Source organism: Tsukamurella tyrosinosolvens (assembly GCF_900104775.1).
GTDB lineage: Bacteria > Actinomycetota > Actinomycetes > Mycobacteriales > Mycobacteriaceae > Tsukamurella > Tsukamurella tyrosinosolvens.
In genome coordinates this window covers 760,596-774,552 of sequence record NZ_FNSA01000003.1, presented here as the reverse complement: position 1 = coordinate 774,552, position 13,957 = coordinate 760,596, and the positions used below count along the sequence as shown (strand labels likewise).

At 70.3% G+C, this 13,957-nt stretch carries 16 protein-coding genes; 7 read left to right on the top strand and 9 right to left on the bottom strand.

The genetic code is table 11. From position 1 onward, the window contains the following. Positions 1-73 precede the first annotated feature (73 nt). Positions 74-946, top strand: a complete 873-nt coding sequence (locus BLW32_RS05210) for a MurR/RpiR family transcriptional regulator (RefSeq protein ID WP_068524067.1) — start codon at positions 74-76, stop codon at positions 944-946. Positions 947-955: 9 nt separating this feature from the next. Here BLW32_RS05210 and BLW32_RS28065 read toward each other — a convergent pair whose 3' ends face one another. The 4 genes from BLW32_RS28065 to BLW32_RS05190 all read right to left on the bottom strand — a co-directional run bounded on the left by BLW32_RS28065 (position 956) and on the right by BLW32_RS05190 (position 3,902). Continuing rightward, a complete protein-coding gene (locus tag BLW32_RS28065; protein ID WP_225535889.1) occupies positions 956-1,792 on the bottom strand; it encodes an Abi-alpha family protein in 837 nt (278 codons plus the stop codon). After that, positions 1,789-3,063, bottom strand: coding sequence for a DUF445 domain-containing protein (locus BLW32_RS05200; protein WP_068524065.1), 1,275 nt, complete (start codon positions 3,061-3,063; stop codon positions 1,789-1,791). Before BLW32_RS05200 ends, BLW32_RS28065 begins: the two co-directional genes overlap by 4 nt. A 159-nt stretch (positions 3,064-3,222) precedes the next feature. Then, a complete protein-coding gene (locus BLW32_RS05195; protein WP_068524063.1) occupies positions 3,223-3,678 on the bottom strand; it encodes a PTS sugar transporter subunit IIA in 456 nt (151 codons plus the stop codon). After that, positions 3,675-3,902 (bottom strand): PTS sugar transporter subunit IIB, encoded by a 228-nt coding sequence (locus BLW32_RS05190; RefSeq protein ID WP_068524062.1) that lies wholly within the window; start codon positions 3,900-3,902, stop codon positions 3,675-3,677. The genes BLW32_RS05195 and BLW32_RS05190 overlap by 4 nt, the downstream gene beginning before the upstream one ends. 183 nt (positions 3,903-4,085) lie before the next feature. Here BLW32_RS05190 and BLW32_RS05185 point away from each other — a divergent pair, with 183 nt between their 5' ends. Both BLW32_RS05185 and BLW32_RS05180 read left to right on the top strand, forming a co-directional pair. Next, positions 4,086-5,243, top strand: a complete 1,158-nt coding sequence (locus tag BLW32_RS05185; protein WP_231857350.1) for a PTS transporter subunit EIIC — start codon at positions 4,086-4,088, stop codon at positions 5,241-5,243. Continuing rightward, on the top strand, positions 5,240-6,394 hold the full coding sequence (locus BLW32_RS05180) for an N-acetylglucosamine-6-phosphate deacetylase (RefSeq protein ID WP_068740873.1): 1,155 nt from the start codon (positions 5,240-5,242) through the stop codon (positions 6,392-6,394). The genes BLW32_RS05185 and BLW32_RS05180 overlap by 4 nt, the downstream gene beginning before the upstream one ends. 105 nt (positions 6,395-6,499) lie before the next feature. Here BLW32_RS05180 and BLW32_RS05175 read toward each other — a convergent pair whose 3' ends face one another. From BLW32_RS05175 to BLW32_RS05160, 4 genes are read right to left on the bottom strand one after another with little or no spacing between them, the layout of a single operon-like run. Further along, positions 6,500-7,330: a PhzF family phenazine biosynthesis protein gene (locus tag BLW32_RS05175; RefSeq protein WP_068740872.1), complete on the bottom strand. Its 831-nt coding sequence runs from the start codon at positions 7,328-7,330 to the stop codon at positions 6,500-6,502. 5 nt (positions 7,331-7,335) lie between these two features. Then, positions 7,336-7,857, bottom strand: coding sequence for an MSMEG_1061 family FMN-dependent PPOX-type flavoprotein (locus BLW32_RS05170; RefSeq protein WP_082791288.1), 522 nt, complete (start codon positions 7,855-7,857; stop codon positions 7,336-7,338). Between the two features lie 31 nt (positions 7,858-7,888). Continuing rightward, positions 7,889-8,644: an amino acid ABC transporter ATP-binding protein gene (locus BLW32_RS05165; RefSeq protein WP_068740870.1), complete on the bottom strand. Its 756-nt coding sequence runs from the start codon at positions 8,642-8,644 to the stop codon at positions 7,889-7,891. Next, entirely contained in the window at positions 8,641-10,089 is a 1,449-nt protein-coding gene (locus BLW32_RS05160; protein WP_074850364.1) for an ABC transporter substrate-binding protein/permease, read from the bottom strand. Before BLW32_RS05160 ends, BLW32_RS05165 begins: the two co-directional genes overlap by 4 nt. 161 nt (positions 10,090-10,250) lie before the next feature. Between BLW32_RS05160 and BLW32_RS05155 the strand changes: the two genes are divergently transcribed. From BLW32_RS05155 to BLW32_RS05140, 4 genes are read left to right on the top strand one after another with little or no spacing between them, the layout of a single operon-like run. After that, on the top strand, positions 10,251-10,598 hold the full coding sequence (locus BLW32_RS05155; protein ID WP_068740869.1) for an ArsR/SmtB family transcription factor: 348 nt from the start codon (positions 10,251-10,253) through the stop codon (positions 10,596-10,598). After that, on the top strand, positions 10,595-11,080 hold the full coding sequence (locus BLW32_RS05150) for an SRPBCC family protein (RefSeq protein WP_068524048.1): 486 nt from the start codon (positions 10,595-10,597) through the stop codon (positions 11,078-11,080). The genes BLW32_RS05155 and BLW32_RS05150 overlap by 4 nt, the downstream gene beginning before the upstream one ends. A 16-nt stretch (positions 11,081-11,096) precedes the next feature. Then, the gene (locus BLW32_RS05145; RefSeq protein WP_068740868.1) at positions 11,097-11,870 is read left to right on the top strand and encodes an enoyl-CoA hydratase; all 774 of its coding nucleotides are present in this window, start codon (positions 11,097-11,099) and stop codon (positions 11,868-11,870) included. Between the two features lie 20 nt (positions 11,871-11,890). Next, on the top strand, positions 11,891-13,513 hold the full coding sequence (locus tag BLW32_RS05140) for an adenylate/guanylate cyclase domain-containing protein (protein ID WP_068740867.1): 1,623 nt from the start codon (positions 11,891-11,893) through the stop codon (positions 13,511-13,513). Here the strand turns inward: BLW32_RS05140 and BLW32_RS05135 are convergent. Beyond that, complete coding sequence (locus BLW32_RS05135) at positions 13,411-13,947, bottom strand: GNAT family N-acetyltransferase (RefSeq protein ID WP_068740866.1); 537 nt, start codon at positions 13,945-13,947, stop codon at positions 13,411-13,413. The genes BLW32_RS05140 and BLW32_RS05135 overlap by 103 nt on opposite strands. Positions 13,948-13,957: the final 10 nt, after the last annotated feature.

Here is a 13,957-nt window from a genome sequence, read left to right as displayed (position 1 = left end):
GCGATCGATATTTTTGGAAGAATATTTTCAGAACTCGCTGTGCGATACTCGCCCAGACGCCGGAAGGGGAGCTGTGGACGGCACGATCGACCGCATACGTTCCGTGGTTCCGACCCTGCGCCCGGCGGAGGCCAAGATCGCCGCGACCGTGATCGCCGATCCCGCGCGCGCGGTCGCCGCGACGATCACCGAGCTGGCGGAAGCCGCGGGCGCATCCCAGGCCAGCGTCGTCCGGTTCGCCCGCGCGCTCGGCTTCGGCGGCTACCCCGACCTCCGGATCGCCCTGGCGCAGGAGCTCTCCCGGCGACAGGTCGAACTCGAGCGGTCCGACATCGCCGAGGGCGCGATCAACGACGAGGACGACCTCGCCGGCGTGGTCGCCAAGATCGCCTTCCACGAGGCCCGCTCCCTCGAACAGACCGCACGACTGATCGACCACGACGCCCTCGAAACCGTCGCGCAGGCGATCGCCGAGCACGGGCGCTGCCACGCCTTCGGCGTCGGTGCCAGTGGCCTCGCTGCGCTCGACCTGTCGCAGAAGCTCCAGCGGATCGGACTGTCCTGCCAGTACTCCCCGGACACGCACATGCAGCTCGTCCACGCCGCGCTGGCGACGCCCGACTCCGTCGCCGTCGCCGTGTCGTTCAGCGGGACCACCGTGGAGGTGCACCGCGCCCTGACGCTCGCCAGGCAGCGCGGCGCCCTCGGCGTGGCCGTGACCAACGCGCCCGAGTCCCCTCTCGGGCGGGCGGCCGACCGCATCCTGCTCACCGTCGCGCAGGAGTCACCGCTGCGGGCGGCGGCGCTGGCCAGCCGCCTGACGCAGCTCGCCGTCGTCGACTTCCTGTTCATCCGCATCGCCCAGCTCCGCTACGGCGACCTGGAATCGGCGCTCGCGATCACCCGCGAGGCGGTTCTCCCCCAGCACCTTCCGCCGACGAGCTGAGCGCGGCCCCTAGTCGGAGAAGCCGGACGAGGGCGAGAAGCAGGTGCCGTAGAAGGCGCGGCCGAACGGGGTGATCTCGATCCGGCGACGGACCGTCTTCGCGTACCGGCCCGCGCTGCTCATCGCGTCGATCACCTGCGGCTGCACCTGCAGCAGCTCGTATCGCCGCACGTCCACCTGCTCCTTGGAGAACCAGATGAGCCCGAGGCGGTGCAGGTTGCCGAGGTACTCGGCGATCCGGTCCGGGTTCCGGCAACCGGCGACCTCGGGGATCATCGACACGCCCGCGGCCACGGTCTCCGCGCCGACGCCGAACGGGCGGTTCGTGCGCACGTCGATGGCGGGCTGGGCACCGTCGTTGGCAAGGAGCCGCAGGATCCGGGCCTCGTCGGGGCACAGCTCCTGCAGGAGGTGCTCGTAGGCCGGGTGCGGCGCCTGCGCGCCGGCCGGCTCGGCGGATTGGGCGAGGAGGCGATCGCCCATGCGGCGCAGCTCCTCCGTGGTGGCGACGGGCTCGGGCGCCTGCTCGAGCAACTCGTCGACGACCTCGCCGTGCACGACGATGCGCGGCGCGACCTCCGTGGTCAGCGCGACGTCCACGAGGTGCCCGGCCTCGCTGACGAACTGCTGGGTGAGACGCTGCGCCGAGCCGCCGAGCTCACGGGTCACGCTGAACGCCGAGTTGGAGACGCGCCCCAGCCGGCCGAGGAGCCCGCCGGACTCCTGCTTGTCCTTGTCCGCCGCCGCGACCTCGCCCCCGTCGCGGACCGCGACCTCGCGGTTCTCGTCGGCGTCCGCGTCGCCGGACGCCGCAGAGGAACGGGACTTCTCACTCACGTCTGTCACACCCCGAATATCGCTAGATGGAGGAACCCGGCGAAGGAACCGAGCACCGCGCCGTGCAGGAACAGCAACCACTCGTCCTGCTTGATGGCCGACCGGAGCAGCTCGCTGAGATCCTCCGGGCTGAGCTTGCTCATCCGCTCGATGACGAACTCGCGGACCTTGGACTGCTGCTCGGCGACGAACTTCGGCTCGCTGACCGTCGCCTGCGCGACCTTGAGCGCCTCGGCGCCCACCAACTGCGGCACCCGGTCGTAGGCCTCGGACCCCACGGACAGCTTGACGAAGCCGCGGGCCCAGCCGGCGGCGTTGTCGATCGAGTCCCGCAGCACCGACTCGACGGTGGCGCGCGTGCGGTCGGACCGCGGGCCGTGCAGCAATTCGTCGCAGATGTTCTCGATGGTGATGACCTTGTCGGCCATGACGATCGCGTACTGCTCGCCGATCTCCTTCTTCCGCTTGAGGAAGAGGCCCTGCTTCCACGGCACCCACCAGGTGGGATGGATCGGCTCGAAGATCATGAGGATGCCGATGTAGTTCACCACGTAGCCGATGACGATCCCGCCGAGCGGCAGCAGCCACCAGTACGGGAAGAAGTGAAGCAGCGCCACGAGGAGGAAACCCATGGGGAAGCCGAAGTAGAAACCGAAGTTCTGCATGAACTTCAGCTCCTTGCGACCCATGTTGTAGAAGATGTCCTTGAGCACCGACGGGTTGTTCGTCAGGTACCGGATCACCAGCAGCTTGGCGTCGATGTAGTCATCGATGTTCTCGCCGATGGTCGACGTGATCTTCCGGACGTCCTTGGGCAGCGACGCGGAGACGCGGCGAAAGACCAGGAGCTTGACGTCCTCGGGCAGCGAGTACCACAGGCGCGGGTTCTCCCGCTGCATCACGGATTCCACGATCGACGGGATCATCGGCAGCGACGCGCGGGTGAGCACCTCGGAGACGTGCTCCGGATCCATCACCTCGTAGAACTCGGCGATGCTACCGACCTTGTTCAACGACTTGTCGACGGCGATGCTCGCCATCTTCTCCGCGCGGGAGGGCACGATCCCCTGCCACCCGACGCGGCCGTCGGGCATGATCGCGGGGATCACCTGAACCCGGCGGGGCAGCAACGGATACAGGGTCGCCATGCCGGGGACCTTGATGCCGTAGAACTTCTTCGGCTCGAACAGCATGAGGATGCCGGTCCAGTTGGTGATGTAGCCGATGATGCCGGTGAACAGCGGAACGGTGATGAGGTGCTGGATCAGGTTCGCATCCATCGCACGCCCCCCTCACCGAGGCGTCCCGTCGAGCTCACCACAGGCCATCCACCTTTCCCCAACCGACAACGTTCGCGCTCACGGTACTCAAAATAGTGAGAGGATTACGCCTCCATTCGATCACTGTGACCAGATGAACACGCCGGGGCGACGTGTCATTCACACAGTAAAGATCCAATCCCCCGCCGCCACATCACGTTCTTCAAGATTCGTAATGGACCCGGGTTGGGAATCCATCACCACCACGGGGCAGATCGCACTCAGACCCCGATCCCGAATACCCGACGGAGAGAAGGAGATCAGCGGATCTCCCACGGCCACTTTCGCCTTCTCCGCAGCCAGTAGCGTGAAGCCCTCGCCATTCAGATTCACAGTGTCGATTCCGACATGTACCAGAACGCCGATACCCCCGTCCGCGAGCACGATCGCGGCGTGCGGATGCAGCTTGAGCACCGTCCCGGCCACAGGCGAGACCACCACGGCCTCGGCACCGTCGGCGGGGACGGACGGCTCGATGGCCACCCCCGAGCCCACCATCTCCCCCGCGAACACCTGATCCGGAACGGCCGAGAGCGGCACGAGCCGCCCCGCGACGGGTGCCGACACCTCGGTCACAGGAGGTCCTGCACTTCCTCGGCGAGCGCATCGGCGGTCGGGCCGACGACGACCTGTACGGCGGAGCCGGCGACCATCACGCCGTGCGAGAGCTTCTTCAGGGCGGCCTGGTCGACGAGGCCGGTGTCCTTCACCTCGCAGCGGAGGCGGGTGATGCAGCCCTCGACCTCTTCGATGTTGTCGGCACCGCCGAGTCCGTTCACGATGTCCTGCGCTTTCGACATTCCTGCCGCCTTTCGGAGAGGTTCGGGGAAACCGACTCGCGCCGGACCGAACTGGTTATAACCTGTCGTCACCCTAGTGGACTCGTCCCTCGACAGGAGCGAAAAGTGAGTTCCTCATCCGGATCCGGTATATCAGCACGACGGCTCGATCTGAGCGGTCTCCAGAAACTCGGCCGCAGCCTCATGCTGCCCATCGCGGTGCTGCCCGCGGCGGGCCTCCTGCTGCGGCTCGGCCAGGACGATCTCCTCGGCCGGTTCGACTCCATGAAGACCGTCGCCGCGGTGATCGGCGGCGCCGGCAACGCCCTGATCTCGAACCTTCCGATCCTCTTCGCCGTGGGCATCGCGATCGGCTGGGCGAAGAAGGCGGACGGCTCCACCGCGCTCGCGGCGCTCGTCGGCTACCTCTCCTTCCAGGCGGTCGAGAAGGCCATGTCGCCCGTCGTGCTCGCGGGCAAGGTGGACAAAGCCGGCGATCCGGCGGTGGTCGACTTCGGCGTCCTCGGCGGCATCGTCATCGGCATCATGTCGGCGGTGCTGTGGCAGCGGTACTACAAGACCAAGCTGCCCGACTACATCGGCTTCTTCTCCGGGCGGCGCCTGGTCCCGATCCTCACCGCGTCCGGCGCGATCGTCGTGGGTGTGCTCATGTCGTTCGCCTACCCGCTGTTCAACTGGGCCCTCACCGGCCTCGGCAACTGGGTCGCGGAGCACTCGGTCGTGGGCGGCGGCGTCTTCGGCGCGGTCAACCGGCTCCTGCTCCCCCTCGGGCTGCACCACATCATCAACTCCGTCGTGTGGTTCATCCTGGGCGACTACACCGCCGCGAACGGCGAGGTCGTGCACGGCGACATCTCGCGCTTCCTGCAGGGCGATCCCACCGCCGGCACGTTCATGACGGGCTTCTTCCCCATCATGATGTTCGGCCTGCCCGCCGCGGCCTTCGCCATCTACCGGTGCGCGAAGCCGGAGAACCGCAAGACCGTCGGCGGCATCATGCTCTCGGTCGCGCTGACCAGCTTCCTCACGGGCATCACCGAGCCGCTCGAGTTCTCGTTCATCTTCGTCGCGTGGCCGCTCCTGTTGGTGCACGCGCTCCTGACCGGCAGCTCACTGCTCATCGCGAACTGGCTCGACATCCACCACGGCTTCACGTTCTCCGCGGGCGCGATCGACTACGTGCTCAACTTCGGCAAGGCGACCAACCCGTTGTGGCTCATCCCGATGGGCCTCATCTACGCCGTGATCTACTACTTCTCGTTCAGCTTCATCATCAAGCGGCGCAACCTCAAGACACCCGGTCGCGAGGACGAGGACATGGAAGCGGAGGCCACGGCTTGAGCGAGCTCCTGCGCGGCACCGTCGTCACGCCCTCCGGGACCATCGACGACGGTGTCCTCGCCCTCGCCGACGGCCGGGTCGCGGAGGTCGGGCCGGCCTCCGCGTTCCCGGCCGCGACGCTCCCGGCACCGTCGGACCGCGTGTACCTGCCCGGCATGATCGACGTGCACTGCCACGGGGGCGGGGGCTTCGGCTTCCCCGACTCGGACGCCGACGGTGCCCGCGCGGCCGCCGTGCACCACCTCGGCCGCGGCACGACGACACTGCTGGCCTCGCTGGTCTCGGCGGCGCCGGAGAAGCTCCTCGAGCGGATCGCCACGCTCGCGCCGCTCGTCGACGACGGCACCGTCGCCGGCCTGCACCTCGAGGGGCCGTTCCTCGCGCAGGAGGTGTGCGGCGCGCAGGACCCGCGGTACATCATCGACGGCGACCCGGCGCTGCTCGCGACGCTCCTCGACGCCGCGGGCGGGCGGATCCGGTCGATGACCCTCGCCGCCGAGACGCCGCACTTCGCCGACCTGGCGCGGCAGCTCACCGACGCCGGTGCCGTCGTCTCCGTCGGACACACCGCCGGTGACTACGACACCGTGGCCGCCGCGCTCGGCACGCCGGACGGTCCGGTGAGCATCACGCACCTGTTCAACGGCATGCACCCGATGCACCACCGGCACCCCGGCGCCGTGGGCGCCGCCCTGAAGGTCGCGGGCGAGGGCCGCGCGGTCGCGGAGATCATCGGCGACGGGGTACACCTGGCCGCCGGCACGGTCGCGATGGTCTTCGCGACCGTCGGGCCGGACCACGTCGCGCTGGTCTCCGACGCGATGCAGGCCGCGGGCATGCCCGACGGCCAGTACTCGCTCGGGCCGCTCGAGGTCACCGTCGGGGGCGGCGTCGCGCGCCTGACCACGCCCGACGGGACGCCGGGCGCCATCGCGGGCGGCACCTCGTCGGTGCTCGACGTGGTGGTGCGCGCCGTCCGGCACTCGGGGGTGCCGCTTGCCGACGCCGCGCGCGCCGGCGCCACCACCCCGGCCCGGTTACTCGGGCTGAAGGACCGCGGCGAGCTGTCCGCGGGCCTGCGCGCCGACGTGCTGGAGCTATCCGCCGACCTCGAGCTCCTGCGGGTTCTCCGCGGCGGCGAGCAGGTGTAACTCCTGCACTTCCGGTGTTGCACTCGGGTATGCCCACGCCCCGGCCCGCCACGCGATCACGGAGACCCCCGAGATCACGTGCGCGCTGGAGGAGGACTGAGCGGCTCAGGACACGGAGACTTCACCACAGATCGTGGTGCTCGTGGCGCCGCCGATCCAGATCGCGTCGCCGTCCCGCTCGACGTGCACGCGGCCGCGGCGGCCGAGCGCGGTGCCCTGGGACGCGGTGTAGCGGTCCGGCAGCTCGCCAGTACCGATCAGCCACTGCGCGATGCCCGCGTTCAGCGACCCCGTCACGGGGTCCTCGGGCACCGCGAGCGAGGGGCAGAAGGCGCGGATCTCGACATCGGCGTCACCGCCCGCCGGGTACGCGCCGACGACGCCGACGTTCAGCTCCCCCATCGCCGCGAAGTCCGGCCGCAGCGCGAGCACGGCGTCCGCGTCGCGCAGCCGCGCCGCGACCCAGCCGGGCCCGTTGTCCACCCACTCCGCGGCGAGGATCTCCGCGGCGGGGACGCGCAGGCCCGCGGCGATCCGGTCGACGACGGCCGCGTCCGCGGGCCCGGAACGGACCAGGGGCGGCGCCGCGAACGCGAGAGCCGCACCGCGGCGCAGGCGCACCAGGCCGGCGCCGCACTCCTGCACGACGGTGCCCGCCGATGCCGGGACGCCGCCGTCCTCCAGCCACGCGTGCGCGCTGCCGAGCGTCGGGTGCCCGGCGAAGGGCAGCTCACCGCCGGGCGTGAAGATCCGGAGCCGGTAGTCCGCCGCCGGATCGGTGGGGCGCAGCAGGAAGGTGGTCTCGCTCAGGTTGGTCCAGCGCGCGAACGCCGCCATCTGCTCGTCGGTGAGGTCGTCGGCGTCGTGCACCACTGCCACCGGGTTGCCCAAGAGCGGTGCGGAGGAGAAGACGTCGACCTGTCGGAAGCGGTACATGCCGCTCACTCTGCCATCGCCCACGTCGACGGGTCCCACGCCTCCGAGCGCAGGAAGGCCTTGCTGCAGTGGAAGAAGACCTCGTCGATCGCGACTTCGGTGATCATCAGCGGAAGCGTGCCCTGCACGGCCATGAGCGGCGCGTACTCGGCGTCGGCGAGCACCGTCGCGGTGCCGTTGATGCGCAGCGTCTCGCCGCGGCCGGGGATCACGAATTCGATGGCGATGTGCGGGTTCTGCAGCAGGTTCTTCAAGCCGTCGAGGCGCCGGTTACCGGGGCGGTCGGGAAGGGCGATCGTGCGCCCGTCGAGCACCGTCACGGCCCCTGCGGGATCGCCCTTGGGGGAGACGTCCAGGTCGCCGCCGGCGTTCGAGGTGGCGACGAAGTACAGGCGCGACGCGGCGAGGAACGCGCGATGGATGTCCGCGAGCTCGGTGACCACCTTGTCGCGCACCCGGTCGATCGGCTCCGCGATCAGTTCGCGGAGCTGCGCCTCGGTGGTCACTCGCCGGCGGACGTGATCCATGGCCCCACGATAGGCGGCCCGCGCTGCGGCCCTACAGCGGGCGCAGGATGCGGTCGAGGAACTCCCGCGTGCGCGCGTGCTGGGGCGCGCCGATCACGTCGGCGGGGCGCCCCGCCTCCAGCACGGTGCCGCGGTCGATGAACAGCACCTGGTCGGCGACCTCGCGGGCGAACGACATCTCGTGCGTCACGACCACCATCGTGCGGCCCTCGGTCGCGAGGTCGCGCATCACGGTGAGGACGTCGCCGACGAGCTCGGGGTCGAGCGCCGACGTCGGCTCGTCGAACAGCACGACCCGCGGCCGTAGCGCCAGGGCCCGCGCGATCCCGACGCGCTGCTGCTGCCCGCCCGAGAGCTGGTGCGGGTACTTGTCCGCGTGGTCCTTGAGGCCGACGCGCGCCAGCAGATCGCGGGCCTCCGGCTCGACCTCGGCGGCGGGGCGCTTCTGCACGACGATCGGCCCCTCGGTCACGTTCCGCAGGGCGGTGAAGTGCGGGAACAGGTTGTGCGACTGGAAGACCATCGCGCTCTGCGCGCGGTACCGTGCCAGCTCCGCCTTCCCGGGCGTCGCCGCGCCGAAGTCCACCGTCGCATCGCCGACGGTGACGGTGCCCCCGTCCGGGAGTTCGAGCGCGTTGAGCGAACGGAGCACCGTCGTCTTGCCGGACCCGGATGGCCCGATGATGACGGTGACGGAGCCCTCCGGGACGGCGAAGTCGATGCCGCGCAACACCTCCACGTCGCCGAAGGACTTGGTGAGGCCGTGCACCGAGATCAGGTCGGTCATCGCGCCACGTACCTTTCGAATCGATCCTCGAGCCGGGACTGCACCAGGCTCAGCGCCTGGCAGATCACCCAGTAGTAGCAGGCGGCCACGACGTACATGATGAAGAAGTCGTAGGTGGGCGCCGCTGCGATCTGGGCCTGGCGGAACAGCTCGGTGACGAGGATCGCGGATGCCAGCGACGTGTCCTTGACGAGGGAGACCAGGGTGTTGGCGAGGGGCGGGGTCGCCGTGCGCGCCGCCTGCGGCAGGATGATCCGGCGCAAGGACGTGCGGTAGTCCATGCCGATCGTGGTGGCGGCCTCCCACTGCCCGCGCGGCACCGCCCCGATCGCCGCACGGATGATCTCCGCCGCGTAGCCGCCGACGTTGAGCGAGAAGGCGATGATCGCCGCGAGGAACGGGTCGAAGACCACACCCGCCAACGGCAGTCCGTAGAAGATGATCACCAACTGCACCAGCAGCGGCGTGCCGCGGATGATCGAGATGTAGGCACGGGCGGGCCCGCTGACCGCGCGCCGCTTCGACATCCGCGCCAGCGCGACGCCCAGCGCGATCGCGAGCCCGATCGCGAAGCTGATCGCCGTGAGCGGGATCGTCTTGGTCACCGTGGCCTCGAGCATCGGGACCAGGTTGCGCCGCACCATGTCCCACGTGCTGGAGCCGTGCTGTTCCTGCGCTCCCGCGCCGAAGAACCGGTCGGAGATGCGTTGCGCCGTGCCATCCGCGCGGATGTCGGCCAGGCCGCGATTGATCTCGGCGATGAGTCCGGAGTTCTTGCGGGCCGCGAACACCGAGTCGGCCTTGTCCGGCGTCTCCGCGGCGATCTCGACGGGTGCGCCGGGGTTCACCGTCAGGTAGTTGCGGACGACGCCCGTGTCGTTGACGACGACGTCGACCCGGCCCTGGGCCAGCACGTTGACGGCGTCGGTGAAGCTGTTGACCGCCTCGATCCTCGCGCCCGCCTTCTCGGCGACGCCGGACCAGCTGCTGGTGATGCTCTGCGCGGCCGTCTTCCCGCGAATGTCGGCGAGCGAGCGCACCGAGGTGTCGCCCTTGCGCACCAGGATCGATCCGCCGGTCTGCAGGTACGTGTCCGACAGGTCGTACTTCGCCGCCCGCTCGGGGCTCGCGGCGACCTGGTTGGCGACCAGGTCGAAGCGGCCGGCCTCCAGGCCCGCCATCATCGAGTCCCACGGGGTCTCGACGAATTCCACTCGCCGCCCGATCTTCTCGGCGATGGCGGTGATCATCTCCACGTCGTAGCCGGTGAGCTTCCCGGCGTCGTCGTGGTAGCTGTACACCTGGTAGACCCCCTCGGTGCCCACCCGCAGGACACCGCCCGCCGGCGGAACCGGGTCGGCCTGCGCGGGCAGTGGCGCCGCGACGACGACCATCGCGAGCAGCACGAGGAGGACGCGGGACGCGGTGCGGACGGCTGATCGCATGCGTCGTTCTTAGCACCGGCACGGGTCGGGCGCGCCACGGACGGCCATGTCGAACCTTTTTCAACTCAGGGGTTGAACACCCCGGCGCAAGGGCGTACCGTCTTATTCAACAGATTGGTTGAACACGAAGGAGGTGCACCACGAACGACGACACCGACGACCTGTCCAAGGCGTTCGCGGCACTCGCGGACCCCACGCGCCGCGACATCGTCGCCCGCCTCTCGGACGGCGACGCCACGCTCACGGAGATCGCGGAGCGCTACGACGTGAGCATCCAGGCCGTCTCGAAGCACCTCACCGTGCTCGAGAACGCCGGCCTGATCAGTAGGACCCGCCGCGCCCAGGCGCGGCCCGCCCACCTGGAAGCCGAGGTCTTCGACCTCATGAACGGGTGGATCGAGCGGTACCGACGCCGCGCCGAACAGCGCTACCAGCGCCTCGACGCGGTGCTGGCCGAAATGAACGCACAAGAGAACCCCAACCCCACCGAAGAAGGAGCAGCATCATGACCAACGTCAACGCCGAGGCCGCCATCGAGGCCTCCGCCACCCTCCCCAGCATCACCATCACCCGCGACTTCCGGGCGACCCCGGCGCAGCTGCACCGCGCGCACACCGACCCCGAGCTCTACGCGCGCTGGGTGGGACCGTCGGACATCGCCACCGAGATCGTGCACTGGGACGCGCGCACCGGCGGCAGCTGGGCGTACAACAACACCCGCGGCGACGAGCGCTACTCGTTCCACGGCAGCTTCCACGACGTTCGAGAGGACCGGATCGTGCAGACCTTCACCTTCGACGAGTGGCCCGACGCGGTGTCGCTCGAGACCATGACCTTCGAGGACCTCGGCGACGGCCGCACGCGGATGCACTCGGTCTCGCTGCTCGACAGCTTCGAGAGCCGCGACGGCATGCTCGCCAGCGGCATGGAGAAGGGCGTCAACGACGGCTACGCCAAGCTCGACCGACTCCTCGCGGACGGCGAGGTGTAGTGGTTACCGTCGAGGTATGACGGAGCTCGCACCGGTACGCACGCACATCGCCGACGACCTGGGGGTCCTCACCCTCGGCGCCGCCGGCCGGCGCAACCCCCTCTCGCTCGCCACGATGCGGGCGGCCACCACCGCGCTCGACGGCTTCGACGCCGACCCCGCGGTGCGGGTCATCGTGATCCGCGCCGAGGGGCCGGCGTTCTCGGCCGGGCACGACCTGAGCGAGATGGTGGGCCGCACCCTCGACGAGGAGCGGGAGATCTTCGCCGCCTGCACCGACCTGATGGCCGCGGTGCACCGCGCGCGGCAGCCCGTGATCGCCCAGGTGCAGGGCATGGCGCTGGCCGCCGGGTGCCAGCTCGTCGCGACGTGCGATCTGGCGATCGCCGCCTCCGACGCGCGGTTCTCGACGCCGGGCGTGAAGATCGGGCTGTTCTGCTCGACGCCGATGATCCCGCTCTCCCGCGCCGTCGGCCGCAAGCGCGCGATGCAGATGCTGCTCACGGGCGAGATGATCAACGCCGAGACCGCCGTCGAGTGGGGCCTGATCAACGCCGCCGTCCCCGCCGACCAGCTCGAGGCGACCGTCGCGGACCTCGCGCAGCGCATCGCCGCATCGAGCGGCGAAACGCTCGCGATCGGCAAGCGCGCCTTCTACGACCAGATCGACCGCACCGAGCCGGACGCCTACGCGGCCATGTCCGAGGTGATGGCGACCAACGCGATGATCCCGGACGCGCAGGAGGGGATGACGGCGTTCCCGGAGAAACGCGCCCCCGTCTGGCGGTGATTACCCGGTAACTTAGCAGCATGAAGCTGCCTCGGCTCCGCGCCGACTACGGGTCGATCCTCCTGGGGTCCGCCGACGACAGCTCGCGCCTGACCCGCGTGCGGGTGCAGCTGGTCATCACGATCGGCGTGATCGTCGCCAACCTCATCGGCGTCGGCCTGGCGATCGCGCTGGCCACGGTCGGCATCCCCGAACCGTCGATCCCGTGGGACGCCTGGTGGATGAACTACCTGGTGGTCCCGCTGTACATCGCGATCGCCTTCGTGCTCGGCGCGACGATCGGCACCGTCCGCCTCGTCCGGTCCCTGCGCTGGTCGATCCGCCGGGAGGAGCCGAACGCCGCGCAGGCGAAGGCGGCGATCGTCGGGCCCTGGCGCCTGACCGCCCTGCAGGCGCTCCTGTGGGGCGTCGGCACCGTCGTGATGACCGTCGGCTACGGCACCATCAACCCCGATCTGATCCCGAAGATCGCGCTGGTCACGGGCCTGTCCGGCGTGGTGGTCTGCGCGATCTCGTACCAGATCACGGAGTTCGCGCTCCGGCCCGCGGCCGCGCAGGCGCTGGAGGCCGGCTATCGCGCGCCCCGCAAGGGCAGGCTGCGGATGCGGGCCGCGACGGCCTGGGCCATCGGCTCCGGCGTCCCGATCCTGGGCATCTTCCTCGTGGTGCTGTTCGGCACCTTCCGCGACGACACCACCAAGCTCGACATCTTCGTCGCCGTCGCCGCCCTGGCCGCGATCGCGCTCCTGACCGGGCCCCTCATCTCCCTGCTCAACGTCGACGCCCTGATCGCTCCCCTGCGCGTGCTGGGCGGCGCGATCCGCCGGGTGCGCGACGGCGAGACCGACGTGGCCGTCCGGATCTTCGACGGCTCCGACATGGGCGAGCTGCAGGCCGGGTTCAACGAGATGACCTCCGGGCTCGCCGAGCGGGAGCGCCTGCGCGACCTGTTCGGCCGGCACGTGGGCCGCGACGTCGCCGAGTCGGCGCTGGGCCTCGGCGTGCAGCTCGGCGGCTCCGAGCAGGTGGTGGGCGTGCTCTTCGTCGACGTCGTCGGCTCCACGACGCTCGCGCGCCAGCGGCCGGCGACCGAGGTGGTCGAGCTGCTCAACCGGTTCTTCGAGGTCATCGTGACGGCCGTCGAGGAGAACGACGGCCTGGTCAACAAGTTCGAGGGCGACGCGGTGCTCGCGGTCTTCGGCGCGCCCCTGCCGCACCCGGACCCGGCGGGCGGCGCCCTGCGGGCCTCGCGGCTGATCGCGGACCGTCTGCCCGCCGCGGTGCCCGACCTGCGGGCCGGGATCGGCGTCTCCTACGGCGTGGTCGTCGCGGGCAACGTCGGCGCGATCGAGCGCTACGAGTACACCGTGATCGGCGACCCGGTCAACGAGTCCGCGCGCCTGTCCGAGGTCGCCAAGCGCGACACCTCGCTGCCGGTGGCGTCGGAGCCCGCGATCATGGGGGCCCGGGAGGCCGAGTCGCAGCACTGGCGGTTCACGGACGAGCTGGAGCTGCGCGGCCGCGACGAGTTCACCCGCCTCTACGCCCCGCTGTCGTCGAGGACGAGCACGTCGTCGACGAAGGTCGTGCCGCCGACGGTGAACTCCCGCACCCCCGCGGTCACGAAGCCCGATTTGGCGTAGAACCGCTTGGCGCGGGCGTTGTCGGCGTTCACGCCCAGCCACACCGGCAGCCCCGCGGCGTCGGCGCGGACCGCGTCGAGCAGGGCGCGGGCGACGCCGCCGCCGTGGTGGTCGGGGTCCACGTAGAGCTTGGACAGGTAGGCCGACGGTGCGCCGCGCAGCGCCTCCGGCCCCTCGTCGTGCGCGCCGTGCAGCACCAGGGCGTATCCGACGGGGCCGCCCGGCCCGTCGACGACGAGCACCCGGTGCGCGGGATCGGCCAGGTGCCGGTCGAACTCGGCCTCGCTGAGCTGCGTCGCCACGAACGCCGCGATGTGCTCGCGCGGCAGCGTCGGCGGGCAGGCCAGCGGGAAGGTCCGCGCCGCGAGCGCTGCCACCGCCGCGGCCTCGCCGGGCTCGGCGCGACGCACACGCGCCTGCATCGGGGCGGTCATTCGCGCCCCA